Source organism: Rhizobium sp. K33 (assembly GCF_056501445.1).
Map to the genome: position 1 here is coordinate 287170 of NZ_CP096478.1, position 25320 is coordinate 312489.

The 25320-nt window shown below is 61.3% G+C and carries 23 protein-coding genes; 12 read left to right on the forward strand and 11 right to left on the reverse strand.

Annotated elements, in window-relative coordinates:
• Positions 1 to 2 precede the first annotated feature (2 nt).
• Together M1E12_RS01310 and M1E12_RS01315 are read right to left on the reverse strand one after the other, a co-directional pair.
• A complete protein-coding gene (locus M1E12_RS01310) occupies positions 3 to 1283 on the reverse strand; it encodes an NAD(P)/FAD-dependent oxidoreductase (RefSeq protein ID WP_479563461.1) in 1281 nt (426 codons plus the stop codon).
• Between the two features lie 53 nt (positions 1284 to 1336).
• Complete coding sequence (locus tag M1E12_RS01315) at positions 1337 to 2164, reverse strand: transporter substrate-binding domain-containing protein (RefSeq protein ID WP_113461639.1); 828 nt, start codon at positions 2162 to 2164, stop codon at positions 1337 to 1339.
• A 1003-nt stretch (positions 2165 to 3167) separates the two neighbouring features.
• On the opposite strand from M1E12_RS01315, the gene M1E12_RS01320 reads away from it, so the two are divergent.
• The 9 genes from M1E12_RS01320 to cysG all read left to right on the forward strand — a co-directional run bounded on the left by M1E12_RS01320 (position 3168) and on the right by cysG (position 15476).
• Complete coding sequence (locus tag M1E12_RS01320) at positions 3168 to 3761, forward strand: ANTAR domain-containing response regulator (protein WP_102019625.1); 594 nt, start codon at positions 3168 to 3170, stop codon at positions 3759 to 3761.
• Between the two features lie 34 nt (positions 3762 to 3795).
• On the forward strand, positions 3796 to 5067 hold the full coding sequence (locus M1E12_RS01325) for a CmpA/NrtA family ABC transporter substrate-binding protein (RefSeq protein WP_479564794.1): 1272 nt from the start codon (positions 3796 to 3798) through the stop codon (positions 5065 to 5067).
• Positions 5068 to 5421: 354 nt separating this feature from the next.
• The gene (locus tag M1E12_RS01330; RefSeq protein WP_479563462.1) at positions 5422 to 6720 is read left to right on the forward strand and encodes a CmpA/NrtA family ABC transporter substrate-binding protein; all 1299 of its coding nucleotides are present in this window, start codon (positions 5422 to 5424) and stop codon (positions 6718 to 6720) included.
• A gap of 122 nt (positions 6721 to 6842) precedes the next feature.
• On the forward strand, positions 6843 to 7739 hold the full coding sequence (gene ntrB, locus M1E12_RS01335; protein WP_479563463.1) for a nitrate ABC transporter permease: 897 nt from the start codon (positions 6843 to 6845) through the stop codon (positions 7737 to 7739).
• Between the two features lie 11 nt (positions 7740 to 7750).
• On the forward strand, positions 7751 to 8548 hold the full coding sequence (locus tag M1E12_RS01340; RefSeq protein ID WP_479563464.1) for an ABC transporter ATP-binding protein: 798 nt from the start codon (positions 7751 to 7753) through the stop codon (positions 8546 to 8548).
• A 5-nt stretch (positions 8549 to 8553) separates the two neighbouring features.
• Complete coding sequence (nirB, locus tag M1E12_RS01345) at positions 8554 to 11001, forward strand: nitrite reductase large subunit NirB (RefSeq protein ID WP_479563465.1); 2448 nt, start codon at positions 8554 to 8556, stop codon at positions 10999 to 11001.
• Positions 11002 to 11005: 4 nt separating this feature from the next.
• Positions 11006 to 11341 carry a nitrite reductase small subunit NirD gene (nirD, locus tag M1E12_RS01350; RefSeq protein ID WP_110792334.1) on the forward strand — a complete coding sequence of 112 codons (336 nt, stop codon included), beginning with the start codon at positions 11006 to 11008 and terminating at the stop codon, positions 11339 to 11341.
• A gap of 30 nt (positions 11342 to 11371) precedes the next feature.
• Positions 11372 to 14029, forward strand: coding sequence for a nitrate reductase (locus tag M1E12_RS01355; protein WP_479563466.1), 2658 nt, complete (start codon positions 11372 to 11374; stop codon positions 14027 to 14029).
• Entirely contained in the window at positions 14001 to 15476 is a 1476-nt protein-coding gene (gene cysG / locus M1E12_RS01360) for a siroheme synthase CysG (RefSeq protein ID WP_479563467.1), read from the forward strand. Before M1E12_RS01355 ends, cysG begins: the two co-directional genes overlap by 29 nt.
• Before the next feature lie 468 nt (positions 15477 to 15944).
• Here the strand turns inward: cysG and M1E12_RS01365 are convergent, their stop codons facing one another.
• The gene (locus tag M1E12_RS01365; protein WP_479563468.1) at positions 15945 to 16187 is read right to left on the reverse strand and encodes a hypothetical protein; all 243 of its coding nucleotides are present in this window, start codon (positions 16185 to 16187) and stop codon (positions 15945 to 15947) included.
• Positions 16188 to 16308: 121 nt separating this feature from the next.
• Entirely contained in the window at positions 16309 to 16566 is a 258-nt protein-coding gene (locus M1E12_RS01370; protein ID WP_479563469.1) for a hypothetical protein, read from the reverse strand.
• A 517-nt stretch (positions 16567 to 17083) separates the two neighbouring features.
• On the opposite strand from M1E12_RS01370, the gene M1E12_RS01375 reads away from it, so the two are divergent.
• Positions 17084 to 17599 carry a Dps family protein gene (locus M1E12_RS01375; protein ID WP_479563470.1) on the forward strand — a complete coding sequence of 172 codons (516 nt, stop codon included), beginning with the start codon at positions 17084 to 17086 and terminating at the stop codon, positions 17597 to 17599.
• Between the two features lie 86 nt (positions 17600 to 17685).
• Here M1E12_RS01375 and M1E12_RS01380 read toward each other — a convergent pair whose 3' ends face one another.
• Together M1E12_RS01380 and M1E12_RS01385 are read right to left on the reverse strand one after the other, a co-directional pair.
• On the reverse strand, positions 17686 to 17880 hold the full coding sequence (locus M1E12_RS01380) for a hypothetical protein (protein WP_479563471.1): 195 nt from the start codon (positions 17878 to 17880) through the stop codon (positions 17686 to 17688).
• A 45-nt stretch (positions 17881 to 17925) separates the two neighbouring features.
• Positions 17926 to 18336: a helix-turn-helix domain-containing protein gene (locus tag M1E12_RS01385; RefSeq protein WP_479563472.1), complete on the reverse strand. Its 411-nt coding sequence runs from the start codon at positions 18334 to 18336 to the stop codon at positions 17926 to 17928.
• 323 nt (positions 18337 to 18659) lie between these two features.
• On the opposite strand from M1E12_RS01385, the gene M1E12_RS01390 reads away from it, so the two are divergent.
• Positions 18660 to 19295, forward strand: coding sequence for a response regulator transcription factor (locus tag M1E12_RS01390; RefSeq protein WP_479563473.1), 636 nt, complete (start codon positions 18660 to 18662; stop codon positions 19293 to 19295).
• Positions 19296 to 19382: 87 nt separating this feature from the next.
• Complete coding sequence (locus M1E12_RS01395) at positions 19383 to 19757, forward strand: response regulator transcription factor (protein WP_479563474.1); 375 nt, start codon at positions 19383 to 19385, stop codon at positions 19755 to 19757.
• 29 nt (positions 19758 to 19786) lie between these two features.
• Here M1E12_RS01395 and M1E12_RS01400 read toward each other — a convergent pair whose 3' ends face one another.
• From M1E12_RS01400 to M1E12_RS01420, 5 genes are all read right to left on the reverse strand, one after another.
• Positions 19787 to 21403 carry an MFS transporter gene (locus tag M1E12_RS01400; RefSeq protein WP_479563475.1) on the reverse strand — a complete coding sequence of 539 codons (1617 nt, stop codon included), beginning with the start codon at positions 21401 to 21403 and terminating at the stop codon, positions 19787 to 19789.
• Positions 21404 to 21518: 115 nt separating this feature from the next.
• Entirely contained in the window at positions 21519 to 22496 is a 978-nt protein-coding gene (locus tag M1E12_RS01405) for an alpha/beta fold hydrolase (protein ID WP_479563476.1), read from the reverse strand.
• A gap of 63 nt (positions 22497 to 22559) precedes the next feature.
• Complete coding sequence (locus M1E12_RS01410) at positions 22560 to 23012, reverse strand: DoxX family protein (protein WP_479563477.1); 453 nt, start codon at positions 23010 to 23012, stop codon at positions 22560 to 22562.
• An 11-nt stretch (positions 23013 to 23023) separates the two neighbouring features.
• A complete protein-coding gene (locus M1E12_RS01415; protein ID WP_479563478.1) occupies positions 23024 to 24901 on the reverse strand; it encodes an amidohydrolase in 1878 nt (625 codons plus the stop codon).
• A 49-nt stretch (positions 24902 to 24950) separates the two neighbouring features.
• A complete protein-coding gene (locus M1E12_RS01420) occupies positions 24951 to 25208 on the reverse strand; it encodes a XapX domain-containing protein (protein ID WP_102019293.1) in 258 nt (85 codons plus the stop codon).
• Between the last annotated feature and the right edge of the window lie 112 nt (positions 25209 to 25320).

The window sequence follows — 25320 nt, forward strand, 5'->3', positions numbered from 1 at the left end:
TTTCAGGCTGCCCGCTCGCGCCACCAGTCCTGCGCCTGGAGCTTCCAGTAGGTCAGTTGTGCCACGGCAAGGCCAGCCACACCGCCGGCCCAGTCCAGGCCAAAGGGCGAAAACAGGCGGTGGCGATCGCTCTGCCCGAGGATCGCCTCTGCAACCACCTTGCCGCCGATCGCCGTGGTGTTGAGGCCGTGACCGCCAAATGCGGTGCAATGCCACACACCAGGCTGCATCTCGCCGATCTGGGGCATGAGGTGGCGGGCATAGGCCATGAGACCGGACCACGCGAGTTCCGTCCTGAGTCCGCTGAGTTGCGGATAGGTGTTGGTCATCTCCCGCCGGAGCTCGTGGACGAGACCGGAGGTGGACGCGGCGCGGGTCGTGATCCGTCCGCCCCAGAGAAGGCGTTTGCCACCATCGATCAGGCGATAGTAGTCGCCCGCTCGGCGGTTGTCGCCAATGCCGTCGCGCGTCCTGATCGCGGAGGCGATCATTTCCGGCGCCTCTTCGCTGACCATGACATAAGTTGCGATTGGCAGGAACGCGCGCTTGAGGCGAGGATTGACGGGCCCCGTGTAGCCCCCTGTCGCGAACACCACTGTCCGAGCTGCCACCACACCGTTGCTCGTGCGCACTTGCTTCCTGTCCGGCACAAGATCGGTAGCAAATGCGGGAGAGCCTTCAAAGATGAGACCGCCAAGCCGCTCGATCTCGTTTGCTAGGCCGCGTAGGTAGTTGAGCGGGTGAATGTGAAACGCCTGGGGGTCGCGCAAACCATGGAAATAGCGGTTCGATTTCAGGTTCTGTCGGACCGTCGCCGTGTCGAGATACTCAAGCCGCTGGCCGTATTTGTGCCGGGCCTCGGCTGCATAGCTTTGCATTCCGGCCCCGTCGTCATAGCGCATGACGCTGGTCACCCCATCCACCGGATTGGCACCAGCAATGTTGAGACCGGTAATGGTGTCTCGGACGAAATCGACACCTTCGATCGACATCAGGTAGAGCTTGTCTGCGGCCTCGGTACCGTTGATCCTTGCAATCTGCTCGACCCCCGTCGCGTAGCCCGCGCTGACGAAACCGCCGTTGCGGCCGGATGCGCCGAAGCCGACAGACTGTGACTCGAGCACCACGACCTTCTGCCCGCCACGCGCCAGTTGGAGAGCGGTGGTGAGGCCAGCCAGGCCGCCGCCGATCACGACAGTGTCGCAGTCGATATTGCCAGAGAGAGCGGGGCGCTCCTTCCGGTCGGCGAGCGTGCGGGAATAGTAGGTATCGGGATAGTTCATGAGGGCACCGGGCGGTTGGGGCGCGGAGAACCTTATCTCCACGCCCGTTAGGATCAGTTGGCGCTGTAGTCCTTGCCGTACCACTTGGTGGTGAGGGTGGCCAAAGTGCCGTCTTTCTTCATCTCCTCGATGATGCCGCCGACCTTCGCGGTCCAGTCCGGGTCGACCTTTTCGGCGATCACCACCAGCGGTTCGCGGAAGGCGTATTCGCCCTCGAGAATGCGCAGCGGGTAGCCGTTCTTGATGGCGTTGAGCGCGGTCTGTTCGGGTGCGATCACCGCGTCGAGACGAACGCCGTCACCCAGACGCAGATCGTCGAAGGGCAGCATGGAGTCGGCAAACGTGCGGACCTCGCCCGGCTCCAGCTTGTATTCGATCGGCGGCAGGCCGGGGGCGTCGATTTCCAGCCGGCGATTGATGAAGTCTTCCGAGGTCGTGGCCGTCTCGACTCCGATGATCTTGCCTTTCAGATCCTCGACCGATTTTGCGGTGCTATCCTTGTGCAGGACGTAGACATAGGGGCTGAAGTAATAGATGCCGACGAAATCGATGACCTGCGCACGTGCCTTGGTCGGAGTGACCGATCCGACGCCGAGATCATAACGCCCCTGCCAGCGGCCGCCGGTCAGCGTCGCCCAGTCTGGCGTCTCGAAGCTGACCTCGACGCCCAGACGCTTGGCGATTTCCTTCGACACGTCGATGTCGAACCCAACCATCTCGTTGTTGTCGTCCAGATAGCTCTGCGGCGGCCAGCCGCTGTTGGTCGCGACGACCATCGCCTTTCTCTCCATGACGCGGTCGAGCGTTGCGCCTGCATGCGCCGCGGTCGTCATGGCAAGGGCGGCAACGCCCAGAGCCAGGCCGGTGATGAACTTCTTCATGACATTCCTCCTGTGAAAGGACAGACACGGATCCCCATATATGTAAGATGTCTGACAATTACAGTTGAGGCCATGAAGAGGAGACTGTCAATGTTTCAGGGGTATAAGTCAGTATGAAAAAAGCTGATCCAGTCATCTGCTTTCGTTATGGCCGTCGACGGCGTAGGGTTGGTCAGACAACCACCTCCGGTTCTCCCACGGGCCGAAGGTCCAGGGACCTTTTTCTGACGAGCGCGCCTAAGTTGGTCCCCAGCCAATTTACCCGGAGCTGATTTCAGCACAGCGGGTGGCCTGAAGAACAGCAGCCGCAATTGCTCAAGTTGTTGAGAAGACGCCGCTTTTTTCTGTCAGAAACAGTCGCTGATTTTCAGCGGAAAACCGACCTAAAGCGGCCCGCCTGGAGAACCTGGATTCTCACATGATTTCAAAGGCTTAGAAAAATAGCCTTTGATTTTCCTCTGTTTTCCTGTCGCGAGCGACCGTGGACGCCATCTTTGTGCCCTGGCTTTGGGCCGACGTCAACATGGCGGGAGAGCGGCAATTATTTCCGCTCAGGAGCACCAGCCCGACGGTGAGACGGGCCTATTCGCGCGGTCGCCTTGCGCTCTCGTTCTGATCATGGAGCGAAAGCACACCATCGCCCCATAGCGTACTTTACTTGACGCAGATTTCGCATGGTTCCGAAAGTTGCAGTGCAAAGTGAGGTTGATGTCTCTTGCCTCATCCTATCGGTTGCATCGTGAATTGCTTCACCATCCAGATACCGCTTCAGCGTCCAACCAGTTCGGCGTCCGCGATCTCCCTACAGATATTGCTGGAGAAATCTGGCGTGAAAATTGCTTGATGATGGGAGATGTAAGTGGGAGACCGCATTGTCCGTACACACGACCACTCATGCAGTTGAAAGGAAGCCACGGCGCGTGTTGGACGCAGCAGTGGCTCCAGAGATATGTCTGCGAACCACGCGGCACTCGTGGTTGTCTGTGGCAGCCGTGACGTGAGCATGTCAAAATCTTCAACTGATCTGACGATCCTTGTCATTGACGAAAATGCCATTCGGGCCTCGATCATCGAAGAGGGGTTGAACGAAGCCGGGCATCTGAATGTCCGGGTGATCCATGAGATGCAGGGTGTCGCGCGGCTGATCGAGACGATGGATCCTGATGTCATCATCATCGACATCGAGAACCCCAATCGTGACATGATGGAGCATATGTTCCAGCTCACCCGGATGATTTCGCGGCCGATTGCCATGTTTGTCGATCGCTCGGATACTGCCGCCATTGAGGCTGCCGTCGATGCCGGCGTATCGGCCTATGTGGTCGATGGGCTGAAAAAAGAGCGTATCAAGCCGATCCTCGACATGGCGGTGAGCCGCTTCAATGCCTTCAGCCGCCTTCAACGCGAACTGGTCGAGGCGCGCAATGCGCTCGAGGAGCGCAAGGTCATCGAACGCGCCAAGGGCATCCTGATGAAAATGCGGGGCTTGAGCGAGGAGCAGGCTTTCGCTCTGCTTCGACAGACCGCCATGAATGAGAAGAAGAAGCTGGCCGACATCGCCCAGAGCGTCGTGACGGCCGCAGGACTGCTGCTGTGAGTGCGGCGTGGATCGGAGAATGCTGGTGAGCGAGATGGTTTCAACCCAATCCGGCGATACTGTCATCCATGCGCCCGTGACTGTGCGTGGCAAGGAGCAGAGAACGCTCAGGGCAGGGTACATCCCGTTGATGGATGCCTCGATCCTGATCGTCGCGGCAGAGCTTGGCTTTGCTGAAAGGGAGGGACTGCGCCTCGAGCTGGTCCGGGACGTTACCTGGGCGAATGTCCGCGACCGGCTTGCCTTCCGCCAGTTCGACATTGCCCACATGCTCTCGCCGATGCCCGTCGCATCCATGCTCGGGCTTGGCTCCAATCCCTCGCCGACGATCGCGCCCTTTTCCCTCGGTCGCGGCGGAAATGCCATAACCTTGTCCGCCCGAATCTTCGAAAGGATGAAGTCTTTGACGGGGCTGGCAGATGATGCCGATGCCCTGGCTAATGCCAGGGCACTGGCGGCCTTGCTCGCCGACATGCGCGCGCGGGGCGAAGCGGTGCCCACACTCGGGATGACCTATCCCTTCTCCTCGCATAATTACGAGTTCCGCTACTGGCTGGCGGCGGGCGGCATCGATCCGGACCGGGACGTGAAGCTGGTGGTGGTTCCGCCACCGCTGACTTCGGATGCGCTCGCGGCCGGCGCGATCGATGGCTTCTGCGTCGGGGCGCCCTGGAACATGATTGCGTCGGAACGAGGCACGGGTCGCATCGTGGCTGCCAAGCAGGATATCTGGCCTCTGGCGCCTGAAAAGGTGCTCGGCATGCGCCCCGATTGGGCCGATGCCAATGCCGACACGGTCTCCCGTCTGATCGTCGCGCTCGATCAGGCGGCGCGCTGGTGCGATGACCCCGATCACCACAACGAGCTTGCCGATATCCTGAGCGCTCCGGAATACATCGCAGCGCCCACCGGCATCATTCGCCGCGTCTTGAATGGCGAGTTCAGTCTCGATGCGCAGGGGACAAAACGGGTCGTCCCGGATTATTTCCTCTTCCATCGCGGGGCCGCCAACCATCCGCGGCCAGATCAGGCAAGCTGGATTTATAGCCAGATGCTTCGCTGGGGTCAGGCAGACTTCAGTGATGAAGGCATGATGCATGCGCGGAGCGCTTTCCGGCCTGACCTCTACATCACAGCGTTGGGGCAGGACGCCGCCCTACCGGATGATGCGAGCGAAAAGGCGTCCGGTGGCTATGATGGCTTCATGGATGGCACGCGCTTTGATCCGGATGATGTCCAGGCCTACGTCGAGCGATTTCCGGTCCGATCAAGCTTGTCGTCGAGCCCGAGGACGGTCGATAGCTGATGCGCTGCGGTGCACAAACCTGAGGCATTTGCACGAAAAGTCAGGCCCTAGAACGAGCAGGCTGATCTTGTGACCGTCGAGAGGCGGTCGCACCTTCCATTAAAACAGCGCTTGTTTTTCGGACGCTTAACCGTCGCCAGACGAAACTGGCACGGCCCTTGCTTCACTGTCTGCGTCCACGGTCAACGGCGACCGCGGGACGGATGAGCGCCTTAGAGGCGCAGATAACCATCAGACAATGACGTCGCAGGCTTCTTGCTGTCTGGCTCCTCCCGCCAGGACCTCGCAGGAAAGCACGCGGCGTTTTTTCGTTTTTCCGGATCTCCGTCAACAGACAAAGAGGGGCACACAGCTATGACCAAGACCACAGCAATGAGCATCAGCCGCCGTCAGATTCTCAAGATCGGTTCTGCGGCAGCACTTGCGAGCGCGGCTCGCCTTGCGTTTCCGTCGGGCGCTTTCGCCGCAACCGCCGGGCCTGAAGTGACCGGTGTGAAGCTCGGCTATATCGCGCTCACCGATGCTGCACCGCTGATCATCGCGCAGGAAAAGGGGCTGTTTGCGAAATATGGTCTCACCGAAGTGGAAGTCCTCAAACAGGCTTCCTGGGGTGCTACCCGCGACAATCTCGTGCTTGGCGGTGAAGCGAACGGCATCGACGGCGCCCATATCCTGACGCCGATGCCCTATCTGATATCGACCGGCAAGGTTACCCAGAACAATGTGCCAGTGCCGATGTCGATCATTGCGCGGCTCAATCTCGATAGCCAGGGCATCTCCGTTGCCAAGGAATATGCCGAGACCGGTGTTCAGCTCGATGCCTCCAAGCTGAAGGAAGCCTTTGCCGCCAAGAAAGCAGCCGGCAATGAGATCAAGGTCGCGATGACCTTCCCGGGCGGCACCCATGACCTCTGGATCCGCTACTGGCTGGCCGCCGGCGGCATCGATCCGGACAAGGATGTCTCCACCATCGTCGTGCCGCCGCCGCAGATGGTCGCCAACATGAAGGTCGGCAACATGGATGCCTTCTGTGTCGGCGAGCCCTGGAACGAGCAGCTCGTCAACCAGGGCATTGGCTTTACCGCCTGCACCACCGGCGAGCTGTGGAAGGGCCATCCGGAAAAGGCGCTCGGCCTGCGCACCGACTGGATCGAAAAGAATCCAAACGCCGCGAAGGCGCTGATGATGGCGGTGATGGAAGCCCAGATCTGGGCCGACAGCATGGACAACAAGGAAGAGATGTCGGCGATCCTCGGCAAGCGCCAGTGGTTCAACGTGCCGCCGAAGGATGTCGCCGGCCGCCTCAAGGGCACGATCAACTACGGCAATGGCCGTCTGGCCGAGAACACCGGGCTCGAGATGAAGTTCTGGAAGGACCACGCTTCCTATCCTTTCAAGAGCCACGACGCCTGGTTCCTGACCGAGAACATCCGCTGGGGCAAGTTCGCACCGGATACCGATATCAAGGCTTTGGTCGACAAGGTCAACCGCGAAGACATCTGGCGCGCGGCAGCCGCTGATCTCGGCATCGCTGCCGCCGACATCCCGGCATCAAGCTCGCGCGGTCCAGAAACCTTCTTCGACGGCAAGGTCTTCGATCCGGAAAACCCGAAGGCCTATCTCGATAGCCTGACGATCAAGACCGGAGCCTGATGTCACAGTCTCCCCCGCGGGGGAGGCTGTGGCCACGCATGGCCGGATGAGGGGAGAGACGCTTGGCGCATTTGCCTCCCCTCATTGCTGGCTACACACCAACCGCCCAAAAGGACCACACCATGACCGCAACCGTCCGCAAGATTGACACCGAGGCGACGGCCATTTCAGCGACCAGGACAGGCACGGTCGTCATGATCGCACAACGCCCGCCCCGCAAGATCGACCTCCAGAAGGCACTCGCCGCCATCTGTCGCAATGTCCTGCCGCCGCTTGTGGTGCTGATCGCGCTACTCGGCATCTGGCAGATCGCCTGCTCAAATCCGGGCGCCACGCTGCCGCCACCATCACAGGTGTGGATCGACAGCTATGATCTGATCGCTGCCCCGTTCTTTGATTACGGGCCCCAGGATATCGGCCTTGCCTGGCGCGTTCTCGTCTCGCTCGAGCGTGTCGCGATCGGCTTTGGCCTCGCCGCCGTCGTCGGCGTCTTTCTCGGTGCCGTCGTCGGTCAGTCGGTCTGGGCCATGCGCGGTCTCGACCCGATTTTCCAGATCCTGCGCACGGTCCCGCCGCTCGCCTGGCTGCCGCTGTCGCTCGCCGCCTTCCAGAATTCCAACCCGTCCGCGATCTTCGTCATTTTTATCACCTCGATCTGGCCGGTGATCATCAACACCGCCGTGGGTGTTCGCAACATTCCCGACGACTATCGCAACATTGCCCGGGTGCTGCGTCTCAATCCGCTGGAATTCTTCATCCGCATCATGGTGCCGGCCGCCGCCCCTTACATCTTTACCGGCCTTCGCATCGGCATTGGCCTCTCCTGGCTTGCCATCGTTGCCGCCGAAATGCTGACCGGCGGCGTTGGCATCGGCTTCTTCATCTGGGATGCGTGGAATTCCTCGCGTCTCTCCGACATCATCGTGGCGCTCGCCTATATTGGCGTGACCGGCTTTGTTCTCGACAAGCTCGTCGCCCTCCTCGGCAACGTCATTACCCGCGGCACCGCGAAGAACTGAGGAGAGCGACCATGAACGCCTATCTCAAGATCGACCATATCGACAAAAGCTTCGAACGTTCGGGTACGCGAACTGAGGTGCTGAAAGACGTCACTCTCACTATCGACAAGGGCGAGTTCGTCTCGATTATCGGCCATTCCGGCTGTGGCAAGTCCACACTGCTCAACCTGATCGCCGGTCTGACGCGGGTGTCCGCCGGAGCCGTCCTCCTTGAGAACGTCGAGGTGAATGAACCTGGTCCGGAACGCGCCGTCGTCTTCCAGAACCACTCGCTGCTGCCCTGGCTGACCGTCTACGAAAACGTCAATCTCGCCGTTTCCAAGGTCTTTGCGGGCAAGAAGACCAAGGCGGAAAAGCATGACTGGGTCATGCGCAACCTCGACCTTGTCCAGATGGCGCATGCCAAAGACAAGCGCCCAGCGGAAATCTCCGGAGGCATGAAGCAGCGTGTCGGCATTGCCCGGGCGCTCGCGATGGAGCCGAAGATCTTGTTGCTCGACGAGCCCTTCGGTGCTCTCGATGCTCTTACCCGCGCCCATCTGCAGGATGCGGTGATGGAGATTCACTCCCGTCTCGGCAACACGATGATCATGATCACGCATGATGTCGATGAAGCGGTGCTCTTGTCCGACCGCATCGTCATGATGACCAACGGCCCCGCCGCCCGCATCGGCGAGGTGCTTGAGGTCCCGATCTCGCGGGTGCGCGACCGCATCGCGCTCGCCGCAGACCGCACCTACCTCAAATCCCGCGAAGCCGTGTTGAAGTTCCTCTACGAACGCCACCGCTTCGTCGAAGCCGCGGAGTAACATCAATGGCTGAAAAACTCGTCATCATCGGCAATGGCATGGCGCCGGGGCGCATGCTGGAAGAGCTGTTCGAAAAGGCCCCCGGCCATTTCGACGTGACGATCTTCAACGCCGAACCGCGCGTCAATTACGACCGCATCATGCTGTCGCCGGTGCTGTCAGGCGAGAAGTCCTATGACGACATCGTCATCCACAATGACGACTGGTACGCCGCCCATGGCGTGACCCTCTATAAGGGCGCAAGGGTCACGGAGATCGACCGTCATGCGAAGACGGTCACCTCGGCCAACGGCATCACGGTCCCTTACGACAAGCTTGTCATTGCGACAGGCTCGCTGCCCTTCATCATCCCCGTGCCTGGCCATCAACTGCCCGGCGTGTTGCCGTATCGTGATCTCGACGACGTCGACGCCATGCTGAGCATCGCTGAAGGCAAGGGGAGGGCGATCGTCATCGGCGCCGGCCTTCTGGGTCTGGAAGCCGCTTATGGACTGAAGCAGCAGGGTATGGATGTCACGGTCATCCACCTGATGCCGACCATCATGGAACGCCAACTCGACCCGGCCGCCGCCTATCTCCTCGAGAACGCGCTCACCGAACGCGGCATCGACATCATCACCAAGGCCAATACCAAGCAGATCCTTGGCACCGAAAAGGTCGAGGGCATCGAGCTGGAAGATGGCCGCGTGATTGCAGGCGACATGGTGATCATGGCGGTCGGTATTCGCCCGGCATCGAGCCTCGCCAAGGAAGCTGGCATCGCCGTCAACCGCGGCATCGTCGTCGACGATGGCATGATGACCTCGGACCCCAATGTCTTTGCGCTTGGCGAATGCGCCGAACATCGCGGCACCTGCTATGGTCTGGTCGCGCCGCTTTACGAAGCTGCCCGCGTTCTTGCCGATCGGCTGACTGGCGGTTCGGCCGAATATCACGGCTCGGTCGTCAACACGAAGCTCAAGGTCACTGGTATCAATCTGTTCTCCGCCGGCGACTTCGCAGAAGCGCCGGACCGCGAGGAAATCGTGCTGCGCGATGCCTCGGCCGGCATTTACAAGCGCCTTGTGCTGAAGGACAACAAGATCCTCGGAGCTGTGCTCTATGGCGAGACGGGCGATGGCTCTTGGTTCTTCGACCTGATGAAGCGCGGAACCGATATCTCTGAGATGCGCGACACCCTGATCTTCGGCCAGTCCTATCAGGGGGGCACTCCGCTGGACCCTATGGCGGCCGTTGCAGCCTTGCCGGATGATGCAGAAATCTGCGGCTGCAACGGCGTCTGCAAGGGCAAGATCGTCTCGACAATATCCGGCAAGGGCCTGACCACGTTGGACGGCGTGCGAGCGCATACCAAGGCATCCGCTTCCTGCGGCAACTGCACCGGTCTCGTCGAGCAACTCATGGCGCTCACTCTGGGCGACGGCTACAATCCCGCCGCCGTCACGCCGATGTGCTCCTGCACCGAACTTGGCCATGACGATGTGCGCCGTCTGATCAAGGCCAAGGGGCTGAAGACCATTCCCGCCGTCATGCAGGAACTGGAGTGGAAGACCTCTTGCGGCTGCGCAAAATGCCGCCCGGCGCTCAACTACTATCTCGTCTCAGACTGGCCGGACGAATATGCCGACGATTATCAGTCGCGCTACATCAACGAGCGCGTTCACGCCAATATCCAGAAGGACGGCACCTATTCCGTTGTCCCACGCATGTGGGGCGGGGTGACAAATGCCGCCGAGCTTCGCGCCATCGCTGACGTGGTCGACAAGTTCGACATCCCCATGGTCAAGGTCACCGGCGGCCAGCGCATCGACCTGCTCGGCATCGAGAAGGAAGACCTGCCCGCTGTCTGGGCCGATCTCGGCAAGGCTGGCTTTGTGTCAGGCCAGGCTTACGCAAAGGGTCTCAGAACCGTGAAGACCTGTGTCGGTTCCGACTGGTGCCGCTTCGGCACGCAGGATTCGACTGGCCTTGGCATCCGCATTGAGAAATTCATGTGGGGCTCCTGGACACCGGCCAAGCTGAAGCTCGCCGTATCCGGCTGTCCGCGCAACTGCGCCGAAGCCACCTGCAAGGATATCGGTGTCATCTGCGTGGATTCAGGCTTTGAGATCCATTTCGCTGGTGCCGCCGGCCTCGATATCAAGGGCACGGATGTCCTTGGCCTCGTCAAGACCGAGGACGAGGCGCTGGAGCACATCGTGGCACTCACCCAGATGTATCGCGAGCAGGGGCGCTATCTCGAGCGCATCTACAAATGGGCAAAACGCATCGGCCATGACGAAATCCGCCGCCAGATCATGGAGGATGCCGACAAGCGCCGTGCCTACTACGACCGCTTCGTCTTCAGCCAGAAATTTGCCCAGGTCGACCCATGGTCCGAGCGCGTCTCCGGCAAGGACAAGCATGAGTTCAAGCCGATGGCGACCATCAACTACAACCAGGCTGCGGAGTGAGGCGATGAACGGAAACTGGATCGCAATCGGGACGATCGACGACATCCCGCTGCGCGGCGCGCGCTGCGTGAAGACCCCCCAAGGCAAGATCGGGGTGTTCCGCACAGCCGAGAACGAGGTCTTCGCCATCGAGGATCACTGCCCCCACAAGGGCGGCCCGCTCACGCAAGGGATTGTCCACGGCAAGGCAGTGACCTGCCCACTACACAACTGGGTCATCTCGCTCGAAACCGGCCGGGCGCTCGGGGCCGACGAAGGCGAGGTCAAGACCATCCCGGTCCGCAATATCGATGGTCATCTCTCCATCATGCTCGAAAGCATGATGGTTGCAGCCGAGTAAGTGGGATGATCAACGCGCGGAGCCGCTGCCATGTCCTGTGAAACCAAGACGACCTGCCCCTATTGCGGCGTCGGCTGCGGCGTGATCGCCGCCGTCGATGATGAAGGCAAGGTGAGCGTGCGGGGCGATCCGGACCATCCCGCCAATTACGGCAGGCTCTGCTCCAAGGGTTCGGCGCTGGCCGAAACACTCGGGCTCGACGGTCGCGCGCTTCACCCGGAAATCCATGGCAAACGTGCGGGGTGGGACGAGGCGCTCGATTTCGTCGCCTCGACCTTCCAGCAGACGATCGCCGATCATGGCCCCGACTCCGTCGCGTTTTACGTCTCCGGGCAGTTGCTGACCGAGGACTATTACGTCGCCAACAAGCTGATGAAGGGGTTCATCGGCTCTGCCAATATCGACACCAATTCGCGCCTGTGCATGGCATCCTCGGTTGCTGGACATCGCCGTGCCTTCGGCGCCGATACCGTGCCCGCCTGCTATGAGGACCTAGAGCTTAGCGACCTGGTGGTCCTCGTTGGCTCCAACATAGCCTGGTGCCATCCGGTCCTTTACCAGCGTCTAGCGGCAGCCAAGGCTGCCCGTCCTGCCATGAAGGTCGTCGTGATCGATCCCCGCCGAACCGCGACCAGCGACATTGCCGACCTGCATCTCGCGGTCCGACCTGACGGTGACATCGCTCTCTTCAATGGCCTCCTTGCCTATTTGGCGGAAACAGGCGCAATCGACGAAAACTATGTCGGAAAACACACCTCAGGGTTTGGCGAAGCCCTGCTCGCCGCCTCGCGCGGAAGCATGGCGGATCTCTCCGATGCGACCGGTGTCTCCGGCATGCTTCTCCGCCAGTTCTTCCGCCTCTTCGCGCAGACTGAGAAGGTCGTCACCTGCTATAGCCAGGGGGTCAACCAGTCGTCTGTCGGCACAGACAAGGTCAACGCCATTATCAACTGTCACTTGGCGACATGCCGGATCGGTCGACCCGGCATGGGTCCGCTGTCACTGACCGGCCAGCCGAATGCAATGGGTGGCCGTGAGGTCGGCGGGCTCGCCAACATGCTCGCGGCCCATATGGCGATCGAGAACCCTGTGCACCGCGAGCGCGTGCAACGCTTCTGGAAGTCGCCATTCATCGCGGAGCGAGCTGGCCTGAAGGCCGTCGACATGTTCGAGGCGGTCGCCGATGGACGGATCAAGGCGATCTGGATCATGTCGACCAATCCTGTGGTCTCCATGCCGGATGCCGACGTGGTGAAGGCTGCCCTTGAGGCCTGCCCCTTCGTGGTCGTTTCGGACATCCAGCAGGATACCGACACCGCGCGCCTCGCTCATGTCCTGCTTCCGGCCAGTGGCTGGGGCGAAAAATCCGGGACCGTGACGAATTCCGAACGACGCATCTCCCGGCAGAGGCCATTCCTGCCCGTTCCAGGCGAGGCCCGTGCCGATTGGTGGCAGTTGGCGGAGGTCGGTAAACGCTTGGGCTTCGGTCCCGGTTTCGACTATCGCGGTCCGGCCGATATCTATGCCGAGCATGCGGCGCTCTCCGCTTTCGAGAACAACGGCGAGCGCGATTTCGACATTGGTGCCCATGCTGAGATCAACGCGGAAGACTATGACGCCCTTCTGCCGTTCCAATGGCCTTTGCGGCAAGACGGATCATCGGCTGCCCGGTTTTTCGCCGATGGCGGCTTTTTCACTGCAGACCGAAAGGCGCGCTTTGTCCCCGTGACTGCACCGGCGCTTGAAGAGGCCGATGGATGTTATCCCTTTACCCTGAACACGGGCCGTATCCGCGATCACTGGCACACGATGACGCGAACGGGAAAGAGTGCCAAGCTCTCCGCGCATATCGCCGAACCCTTCTGCGAGATTCATCCGGCGGACGCGGATAAAGCCGGAATCGGCGATGCCGATCTGGTAAATGTCGAGGGTGCTAACGGCAGATCGATCATCGTGCGGGCCTTGCTGACCGAACGCCAGAGCCGCGGCTCGATCTTCGTGCCGATGCATTGGACGGGCGAGACGGCGCCCAGCGCCCGGGTCGATACACTGGTCTCCGCCCGCGTCGATCCGATCTCGGGTCAGCCGGCGTTGAAAATGGCTCGCGCGTCCGTCACCCGCCACGTGGCGAAAGCCTACGGCTTCCTGGTGTCGGCAACGCGCCCGCTCGATCTGCCGTTTGCCTACTGGTCGATCGCGAAAGCTGAAGGCGGCTACCGCGTGGAATTTGCAGGTGAACAACCTGCCGAGAGTTGGGAGACCTGGCTGCGGCGCAGCCTTGAGCTTGAGGGTCATCATGAATTCTCCGGTTACATGGACCAGCGAGCCGGTGACCACCGCGTGCTCGCCTTCGAGGGAGAGAAACTGTCGGCCGGCCTGTTCGTCTCGTCGAACCCGGTCTCTGTCTCGCGGCAATGGGCGGTGGATCAGCTCTGGCAAAGCCATTCGGATCGCAGTGCGCGCTCGATGCTGATTGCCGGTCGACCGGCTGCCGGCCGGCCGGACAAGGGGGCGATCGTCTGCTCCTGCTTTTCGGTCGGCATCAACCAGATCAACGCGGCTGCACGAGGTGGCTGCCGGTCGATTGAGGCCATCGGCGTTGCCTTGAGTGCCGGAACGAATTGCGGCTCGTGCCGCCCCGAAATTAGGAGGATCCTGGATGCGACGCAACCCATCGCTGCCGAGTGACGGACAGGAGCGCATTTCGCCGCTCGCCAAGCTTCCAGTCTTCTGGAGCCTTCAGGGCAAACGAGCGGTGATTGCCGGCGGATCGGATGGCGCCGCCTGGAAGGCCGAGCTGCTGCAGGCCTGCGGTGCCATGGTCGAACTCTATTGCGAAACCGATGATCTCGGCGAGACCATGACGGCGCTGATCGAGCGCACCTCACTGACCCACCATGCCCATCCCTGGCATTGTGGTATCTTCACCGGAGCCTCGCTGGCCCTTGCGGACTGCGAAACCGATGACGAGGCGCGCGCGTTCTTTTGCGCAGCGCGTGCGGCAGGCGTGCCTGTCAACGTGATCGACAAGCCGGCCTTCTGCCAGTTCCAGTTCGGCTCTATCGTCAATCGCTCGCCGATGATCGTCTCGATCTCGACGGATGGGGCGGCTCCCATCCTCGCCCAGGCCATCCGCCAGCGGATCGAAACACTTTTGCCGCCGTCCTTGAAGCAATGGGCAAGCCTTGCGCATCGGCTCAGAGAAGCGGTCAATCGCCGGCTTGCGCCCGGTGGGCCAAGGCGGCTCTTCTGGGAGCGGTTCGTTGCGCAAAGCCTGATGACGAATGAACCGCCGACGGAAGAGACTGCGGACGAATTGCTGGTGACGGCGGAGCAGATCGCGTCTGCTCCGGGCTCGGGATCGGTGACACTGGTTGGGGCAGGGCCCGGTGATGCCGAACTTCTGACGCTGAAGGCCATGCGGGCATTGCAGGCGGCCGACGTCATCCTCTTCGACGACCTCGTCTCGCCCGAGGTTCTGGAACTGGCGAGACGAGAGGCGAAACGCTTCCTCGTTGGCAAGAGAGGCGGCCGGGAAAGCTGCCGCCAGGACGACATCAACGACATGATGGTGCGTTTCGCAAAGGCCGGCAAACGTGTCGTCCGCCTCAAGTCGGGGGACCCGATGATCTTCGGTCGCGCGGGCGAAGAAATTGCCAGACTGGAAAGCGAGGGGATTGCCGTCGACGTTGTGCCGGGCATCACCGCTGCTTCTGCCATGGCGGCGTCGCTGAAGACCTCGCTCACCCACCGCGACCACGCCCAGCAGGTTCGTTTCGTCACCGGCCATTCCCGGAAAGCGGAACTGCCGAGAACCCTGGACTGGCCCTCGCTCGCCAAAGCCAACCAGACAACCGTCTTCTACATGGGTGGGCGGATGGCAGGGCAGATCGAGCGACGGCTGAGTCAGAACGGCATGTCGTCCGAGACACCGGTCGTCGTCGTGTCCTCCGTCAGCCGCATGCAGGAACGCCGCTGGGCCGGGCACCTTGGAGGCCTGGCAGATGCCATGCAAACAATCGGCGTCGACGAACCTGTCCTGATCGGTGTCGGCGCAGTTTTCGGCAGGGAAGCCGAGGCCACGATTCTCAACCACGATCCCCGTTCTCGGGAAAAGAGGTTCGTGCACGTTTGACCAACGGTGCGAAAATCGCTGAGCAGTAGTGGCGCTGTTGCCCTTTTTGGGACGCCGGAGGTGGGGTTCCGGAAGGTCCCCAGCCAATTTTGCGAGACCCGTTTCAGCCCGACGGATGGCCTGAAGAAGAGCAGTTACGAGTGCTCAAGTTATTGAGAAGGCGTCGATTTTTTCTGTGAGAGATAATCGCTGATTCTAAGCGGAAAACCGACCTTAAATGACCTGCCTGGAGAACCTGGATTCTGACATGATTTCAAAGGCTTAATAAATTCGCCTTTGATTTTCCTTTGTTTTCCTGTCGCGAGCGACCGTGGATGCCATCTTTGTGCCCTGGCTTTGGGCCGACGTCAACATGGCGGGAGAGCGGCAATTATTTCCGCGATATGTCGTCATCGACTGCTCATGTTGGCGCAGCCGAATGAAACGCTAGGCGTAAGTGAGGACTGACCATTGACTTGGCTTGCACGCTTACCAGTTCGGGCCATTCGCCGCCTGCAGCCTGCTGGACTTGTATATTTCGATCGTCGGCATGGCGATGTTGGTTCCTGGGTTTGGCAGGGAGCACAGCGGCATGGGGTCCGGCTCCGCGTGGCCTTCCTCGGACCAGATGAATTCGCCCTGCGTCAGTTCCTCGGCGGGCGGTAGGCTTGCCAGTGCGCCGATCACACTGACGGATGCTGCGGCGACGGCCAGAATAATGGTTCGCATCATGTGCTCCTTTTCAAGTCTGTGACTGCTGACGGCGCCCGGGCGATGGGAGCGCTGGATTGAAGAGTGCCAGCCGGATCGGCCGAGATTGCTCTCGACCGATCTGGTCTGCAGGCGCTTGGGGTCAGGAAGCGTTCGAGATGGTGCGGTTGACGAGGGTCACCGACTTGTCGGCATTGACCTTGTAGACCTCGCGGACATCGCGACCGTCACCGTTGGAGAAGGTGTGGAAGAAGGTCGAGCCGGCAGGAGCCTTTTCGAGCATCACATCGCTGTTGTCGTAGGTGATCGAGCCCGGGATCGGCTGGACGCTGGCAAACGCGGCCGTGCCGGCTGCGAACGAGATCAGGGCGGCGGAGAGAGCGGTAAGAATGGTCTTCATGGTCGTGTTCCTTCGAGGGTTGAGTGAGGGCCGATCTTCGGCCGGTTTCATTGGACTGCTGCTGCAAGACAGGTCTCTGGCGCGAGGCCTGGTAGGGCGCTGATCGCGCATCCGGGAGGGGAAGACTGCGTGGTTGATCAGCCAGTTCAGAGTGACAGTGAGGGGGATGAGGTTCCATTGAACCTGAGTTCGCGCGTCACCAACATTGGTATGTTGCAGCCATGCCGAAGGCAGGGCGGGGATGACCCAAGGTTTGGGTCAAGGTGGTGATCGCGGAGGGTCGCATGCCGAAGAGGGTGTGGCGTCCCCTCATACCCCGAATGCGAGAGGCCTGCGATGGCGAACGGTCAGCCCGCGCCAATCACCCCACACCATCCCGATGTATAGGGGCGAGCATACCAGCGGCTGATGGGCTGGTTTCCGGGGGCGGCGTAGACTTGGCGTGCGGGACAGGGCCGGCGCCGGAGGCGTCGGTCAGAGACCTTGCATCCACCGCATAGCCAACAGGAGATGACCCATGGAGCCTCTCGCAGTCGAGGCGCGCCGCAAGGCCGCGCTCAATACCCCGTCTCGATTTTCACCCGAAGCCGTGAACGACATATCGGCCGCGCTCACCGGCCTGCTTGCCGATACCTTCGCGCTCTATTTCAAGACCAAGAACTTCCACTGGCACATGAGTGGGCCGTCCTTCCGCGACTATCACCTGCTCCTCGATGAGCAGGCAGGCCAGATCTTCGCTATGACCGATGCGATCGCCGAGCGGGTCCGCAAGCTCGGCGGCACAACAATCCGCTCCAGCGGCCATATCGCCAGGCTCCAGCGGTTGCTGGACAACGATGCGGCCTATGTAACACCGCAGGATATGCTGGCCGAGCTCCGGGACGACAACGAGCGTTTCGTGTCCTTTGCCCGCCAGACGCATGGGCTCTGTGCCGAGCATGGCGATGTTGCCTCAACCAGCCTGCTTGAACAGTGGATTGACGAGGGCGAACAGCGAGTCTGGTTCCTCTTCGAGATCGGTCGCAACACGTAAGGAGCGCATCGGAAACAGGTGCGTTCAGGCTCACAGCCAGATATTAAGAACGGGACCGTGCCACGATCGGCTTCGGTCCCGTTGTTCTATGCGCCGATCAGCATCATTACGCCGAACAGCAGAACCTGCTGCCAGACACTGTGGCGCATTCTGCTGCGGGCAAGGCTTGGAGATTTTCGGATGTCGAGGCTTTGCCGCTTGGCGGTATCGCGCACGAAGCGCGCGATCAGGGCGGAAGGCGCCTTCGGCACTCTAAAGGATAAGGGCGTCGTCGCACGCAAGGCCCCGTGCAACAGGATAGGCAGACCAGCAGAGCGGATGCCGTCTCAGGCGATCCGCCCATTGCGCCGCCATGCGGCTGGGGTCTGACCCGTAATGCGGCGGAAGACGCGGCAGAGATGGGACTGGTCGGCGAAGCCGCAATCAAGCGCAATTTCGCATAGCGGCGTGTCGGTGGTGAGCATCAACTGCTTTGCATGATCGATGCGCCGCCGGCAGATATAGTCGTGCGGGGATGTCCCGAAGCTGGCACGAAAGGCGGCAGAAAAATAGCTGGTACTCAGGCGCGTGATCTGGGCCAGCTCATCGATACCAATGCGTCCGGCAAGCTCTTTGTCGATATGCCGCTTGACCCGACCGACCTGCCAGGGAGCCAACCCGCCACGGGTCCAGGGCACAGGGTTGTCGGGCAAATCAGGGCTGCCGACAAGGGCGGAAGCTTTCCGGATGAGATCCATCGCAGTGTCCTCGTTTTGCTCAACGAGGGACATGGCATGGGCAAGCAGGCGGGTAAGCTGGTGGTGCTGTGACGAAAGCGAAACCGCGTCAATAGGCGCTCGGTGAAGGCTGTCGTCGATCTGAAACGGTAGTGCTGACATGACGATCCCTATTGGTTCTGGTGTATGGGGAGATCTTCATGCGAACGGTGATTCAAAGAAATTGTACGGGAATTGATCGACGTCAGACTGCAGTGCTAGCCTCGCATACACACGTATAGTTGCCGGATCATCGGTGCGGGTTTTAAACAAGCTGAACACTTAAAATCCCTGGAAGGCGAAGGATGTCCGTGAGCCCTCTCGTTCTGGTCGTCGATGACGAGCAAATCGTCCGCAGTTCTGTCGATAGCCTGCTGCGCTCGGTTGGCTATCGGGTGAAGGGCTATGCCACGCCGCTTGATCTGTGCCGCGACGTGCAATCCCTGGAAGAGGCCGATTGCCTGATCCTGGATGTGCGTCTGCCATTCACCAGTGGCCTCGATTTCCAGCAGAAGCTCTCTGAAATGGGCGTCGAGATCCCGATCGTTTTCGTGACCGGCCATGGCGATATACCGATGTCGGTAAGGGCCATGAAGGCTGGAGCCGCAGACTTTTTGCCGAAACCCTTCCGGGATCAGGATATGCTCGACGCTGTCGCCGCCGCCTGCCTGACCCGGGCTGCGGCCAAGGGCGAGACCAAGCTCGAGGCGGAACTGAAGGAGCGGTTTTCCTCGCTCACCCCGCGCGAGCGCCAGATCATGGAAATGGCGACAAGCGGCCTGATGAATAAGCAGATTGCCGGCGAGCTCGATCTCAGCGAGATCACCGTCAAGATCCATCGCGGCAAGATCATGCGCAAGATGATGGCGAGAACCTTTGCCGATCTGGTGAAGATGTCGGAGGCCATTGCGCGAAATCAGGGGACACCGGCGGGCCGATAAACTCAGGTATAGTCGATAAAGTTATGAAATACGTCTATTAAGGCATGCAAGGTGAACCCGGCGGCGACCGGAGATTGGCAGATCAAGGTGCATGCTCCCAGGCTGATTTCAGTGATCGACGACGAGGTCGAAGTCCTTCGTGCTACGAGCAGCCTCTTGCGATCCTGCGGCTTCGACGTCGCGACCTATTCTTCCGCTGAAGATTTCCTCCATTCGCCCAGCAACGGCCGCTCGGCCTGCCTGATCTCCGATGTCCAGATGCCGGGCATGAGCGGGATCGAACTCTTCGCAGCGCTCAGGCAACGCCAAGACCCTGTCCCGGTCATCTTCATCACCGCCTTTGCTGACGCGCCCGTCCGCCAGCATATCGAGGCGCCCGTCTGCGTGCTTCAGAAGCCCTATCAGGCGGAAACCCTGATCGCCTGCATCGAGCGAGCGATCAGCGTCCAGCCACAGACCTGACGAGGCGCCGAAGCGCCCCGCCTTTTGGCCTATTTTACATCCCGAGTTCTCGCCGAAATGGCTATGAGGTGCCGTACCGTCGGTCGCTCCTGGCCTTGGTGATAGCCGATGAGCTGGCCGTGGATCTCGGCGTCCGCATGCGATGCGCGTTCATGCTGTCGTAGATGCTCGGCCCAGGACTCGACGAAGAACCATTCAACGATCTGCTCGGGCTTTGCCGCATCCTCGCTCACGCCCCACAGATAGGCGCCGTCTCTCCGCCGCGCTTCGGCATGGAGGTTGAGCGCTCGCAGGAATGCGGGGCGATCGGCTGCGGTAACCGTGTACTCGATCTGCACCATGACGGGACCCTCATCATGGGCAACGCTATCCGCCACGATAGGTTCGGGCCAGTGGTGGGAAGCGGAGAGATCATCTTCACCCAAAGGTAGTTTCAGCCGATGCATATGAAGTGATGTCAAAGTCAGGCCGGCAGCCGCAATCAGCAGCGTCGTGGTTAGTCCCATCGACTCGGCCGTGATGCCCCAGGCGATGCTGCCCACCGTCATCGCCCCGTTGAAGACGGTGAGGTAGACCGCGAGTGCACGTCCGCGCACCCAGTTGGGCAGCACTGCCTGGGCAACGCCATTGAGGACAGTGAGCGCCGCTATCCACGCGCTGCCCAGCAAAAAGAGGCAGACGAAGGCCACCCATTGCGGTGGTGCGAAGGTGAGAGCGACCATGACGCCGGCGCTGAGGATCGCAGATCCCAGGAGAATGGCATCGGAACTGAGACGGTTGCGCAGTCTCGGCAGGATGGTTGCTCCACCGATGGCCCCGGCACCGACCGAGCCGAGCAGCAGACCGAAGAAACTCGCTCCGCCGCCGAGCAGATCCTTGGCGACGAGGGGGAGAAGCGCCCAGGTGGCGCTGGCAAAGATGAAATAGACACCAGCCCTCAACAGCACCACATGCAGCTTGCGGCTTGAACGGGCATAGCGCAGCCCCGCGCGGAAGGCGCCGAAAAAGTGCTCGGGGATATGGCTGCCCTCGGCCCGTGGGCTTTGCCACCAGAGAAGCGCGCCGATCACGAAGAGGTAGGTGGCAAGATCCGCTGCGTAGGCAATGGCCGCACCGAAGGCGCCGAGCAGGATGCCGCCGATCGCAGGGCCGATCGACCGTGATACATTGATCCCGACGGAGTTCAGCGCGATCGCGTTGCGCAACTGGGATCTCGGAACGAGATCCGGCACCATCGATTGCCACGCGGGACCGGCAATGGCTGCGGCCGTTCCGCCGACAAGGGTCAGGCCGATTAGGAGCTCGACGGTGATCAGCCCGCGCCAGGCGAGCAGCGTCAGGGCGAGGCTGACCGCCAGCAGCACGACCTGCATCGCCATCAGCAGTTTGCGCCGATCGAGAATGTCGGCCAGTACGCCCGCTGGCAGCGCCAGCAGGAAGATCGGCAGTGTCCCTGCGGCCTGGATCAGGCCCACGGCACCCGGAGAGGCTGAGAGATCGGCGACGAGCCAGGCACTCGCGACGTCTCGCATATAGGTGCCGGTATTGCCGATGACGGTTGCGGTCCAGAGGACAGCGAAGGCCATATGGTGGAACGGAGCGAGCGCACTGCCGGCCTCCGCTTTGTCAGGCTGCACTTGGGTCATGACGATCACCTCTCAAAGGTTCGGTGCGACGGAGAGACCTGCTGCGAAACGGGCAGGGTGTAGATACACGAAGGCCGCCGCGGGTCAGGCGGCGGCCTGGGAGGCACAATCCGGCTCAGCTCTTCACGAAGGCCAGAAGGTCCGGGTTGATGACGTCGGCGTTGACGGTCAGCATGCCGTGCGAAAAGCCCTTGTAGACCTTCAGCGTGCCGTTCTTGAGAAGCTTGACCGAGATCTCGGCAGATGCGGCGATCGGCACGATCTGATCGTCGTCGCCATGCATCACCAGCGTCGGCACCGAGATATTCTTCAGGTCCTCGGTCTGGTCGGTTTCCGAGAAGGCCTTGATGCCATCGTAATGGGCCTTGGCGCCGCCCATCATGCCCTGGCGCCACCAATTCTGGATCACGCCTTCATGTACGGTCGCACCATCACGGTTAAAACCGTAGAAGGGGCCAGCCGGCACATCGCGGAAGAACTGCGCACGGTTGGCGGCAAGTGCTGCACGGAAACCATCGAACACTTCGATCGGCAGACCGCCCGGATAGGCTTCCGTCTTCACCATGATCGGCGGGATGGCCGCGACCAGGACGGCTTTCGCCACACGGCCCTGCGGTTCGCCGAAGTTCGCGACATAACGCGCCACTTCGCCGCCACCGGTGGAATGGCCGATATGGACCGCATTGCGCAGATCGAGCTTTTCGAAAACGGCCGAGGCATCGGCAGCATAGTGGTCGAGATCGTGACCTTCGCTCACCTGCTGCGAGCGGCCATGGCCACGGCGGTCATGAGCCACGACGCGGTAGCCGTTCAGGAGGAAGAACAGCATCTGCGCGTCCCAGTCGTCGGACGACAGCGGCCAGCCGTGATGGAAGACGATGGGCTGCGCATCCTTCGGACCCCAGTCCTTGTAGAAGATGTCGACGCCGTCTTTGGTGGTCACATAATTCTCGGTCATTGGTATCGTTCCTTCCTGTTGAAGTGCGTTGAGGGTTTCCGAGGCAAAGACCGGGAGCGTCGTTGCCAGCGAAAGGGTGGCGCCCGCGAGCAGTGCCTGCCGCCGGGACAAGAGGAATTCGTGTTTCTGATCCATCACTTGGTTCCTGCTGATTGGATGATCCGAGACTAAGGCTTGGGTGCACGGCGCTCTTGTCGCCTAGGCCGGTTTTTTGGACGTTTGGCCGCTCACATCCATGCCGGCGACGAGAAGGAAGGCGGCGACCAGGCCGAGATGCTCGAAGAAGGCATTGGTCGCGCCCGTGCGTGCCGGACCCTCCGGCATCGTCCAAAACTGCAGGGCGATGAAGGTCGCCGCGAGCGTGAAGGCAGCCAGCGCCAGGGCTCCGGCGCAGCGTTGAAAGCCCGTAATCACCATGGCGGATGTCACGAGCTCGAAGCCAATCACGCCGGCCGCGAAGAGGGGCGCGGGCAGGAGGCCAAAATGGGTCATTTCCTGAATGGCGCCCTCGAAGTCGAAGAGCTTCGTCAAAGCACCCTGGATATAGGCCGAGCAAAGCCCGCTCAGCATCAGGACCTTTGCCGTCGACCCGTTGAGCGCATCGCGACGCGCCGGCGGAGTGGTCTGTTCAAAACGTGTGATTGTTGTCATCGTCTTCTCTCCTAAACGGCCCAGCAGGAGCAGCCGAGCGCACCGAAAAAGCCCTTGAGATCGCTGATGGGCAGGCTGGAGGTCCAGGCGCCGGCATGGTCGTGACCATGCAGGCCGCAGTCATTGGCGCAGCCGCAGGATGAGATCGCATGGCGGCGCAGCGAGTTCTTGCCAGCCCCTTGCGGCTCGCCCCAGCCGGCATAGCCCCCGAAGGTTCTGACCGGCGACCAGTCGGGCATGGCAGGAGGAAGGGGCGGCGCATCAATGCCGCTGAAGTCACCGGCGCCGTAGACGACCTTACCGCCCACGATGGTGAGGTCGGAGGTCAGGAAGGAGATCTCGTCCTCCGGGCAGGAAAAGTAGTCCTTGCTCGGGACGATCAGGTCGGCGAACTGACCGGCCTCGATGCGGCCCTTGCGGCCCTCCTCATTGCTGAACCACTGGACCTTCTCGGTCCACATGCGAAGCGCCGTTTCCCGGTCCAGGCAGTTCTGCCGAGGGTAGAGGTTCATGCCGCCCACGGTCTTGCCTGTGATCATCCAGGAGAGCGAGACCCAAGGGTTGTAGGAGGCAACACGGGTCGCATCCGTGCCCGCCGAAACATGCACGCCGCGATCGAGCATCTTGGCAATCGGCGGCGTTGCTTCGGCGGCACCATGTCCGTATCGCTCGACGAAATACTCGCCCTGATAGGCCATGCGGTGCTGCACCGCGACGCCGCCACCGAGAGCCGCCACGCGGTCGATCGAACGATCGGAAATTGTTTCCGCATGGTCGAAGAACCAGTTGATGCCATCCAGCGGCGTATCGCGGTTGACCTTTTCAAAGACGTCGAGCGCCCGCGAGATGGTCTCGTCATAGGTCGCATGCATGCGCCAGGGCCAGCGGTTCTGCGCAAGCACCCGCACCACCTCTTCAAGATCGCCTTCCATCTCCGGCGGCATGTCCGGACGTGGCTGGCGGAAATCCTCAAAATCGGCGGCGGAGAAGACCAGCATCTCGCCAGCACCATTGTGGCGGAAGTAGTCGGTGCCCTGCTTGTAGGTGACCGAGGAGGTCCAGCGGAGAAAGTCTTCCTTCTCCTCCTTCGGCTTCTGGGTGAAGAGATTGTAGGCGAGCCGAACCGTCAGCAGGTCCTCGTCCGCCAGCTTCTGGATGACGGCATAATCATCCGGATAGTTCTGAAAACCGCCGCCGGCATCGATCACGGCCGTTACGCCCAGTCGGTTGAGCTCACGCATGAAATGGCGCGTTGAGTTTACCTGGTAGTCGAAGGGAAGCTTCGGTCCCTTGGCGAGCGTCGCATAGAGAATACCAGCATTGGGTTTGGCGAGCAGCAACCCGGTCGGATTGCCCGCCGCATCGCGCGTGATCTCGCCACCCTGCGGATCCTTGGTATCCTTGGTGAAGCCGACAGCGCGAACGGCGGCGGCATTGAGGAGCGCGCGATCATAGAGATGCAGCAGGAAGACGGGCGTGTCTGGCGCGATCGCATTGATCTCGTCGATCGTCGGCAGCCGCTTCTCGACGAACTGATGCTCGGTGAAACCGCCGATCACCCGCACCCATTGGGGTGCAGGCGTCACTGCCACCTGGCGCCGCAGCATGTCCATGGCGTCGGCCAGTGAGCGGATACCGTCCCAGCGCAGTTCCATGTTGAAGTTCAGCCCGCCGCGGACGACATGGGTGTGGTTGTCGTTGAGGCCGGGCAGGACGCGTTTGCCGCGTAGATCGACGGTCTTCGTCTGTGCACCGGCAAGCTTCATGATCTCGGCGTCGCTGCCGACAGCGAGAAATTTGCCGTCCTTGATTGCAATCGCCGTCGCCGACGGATTGGAGCGGTCAAGCGTGGTCACGAGTCCATGGTAGAGGATGAGGTCGGCATCCATCACAGTGTTCCTTCTGAATTGGGAGGGCTTCGGTATGCGGGCGAGGAGCTCAGCCCGCCCGGTCCTGCGGCCTGCGGGGCTCACTGAGGTCGGTCGTCGTCCGCGTTTCACTGTGCTTCGGGAGCGATGTCGTGATCGGCTGCCGAACGAGAGCGCCTCTGGCGAGTGGCACGATCTGCTCGCCGATGAGGATGCCGAGCAGGCCGACCAACGCGATAACAGGCGGGGCAGGGGAGCGCACGTTGAGGACCCCGTAGATCACGCCGACGAGCAGCCCTGCTGCGAGTGAGATGAGATAGAGTTTCATCACCGTTTCCTTTCGGCGTGAGATCGAATGCATGCGGTGGTGCTGCGAACGTGTCGTCCACCTACGCCTGGCGCGGGAGGGGAGCCGCGCCAGGCGTGGTTGGTCGTTCCGG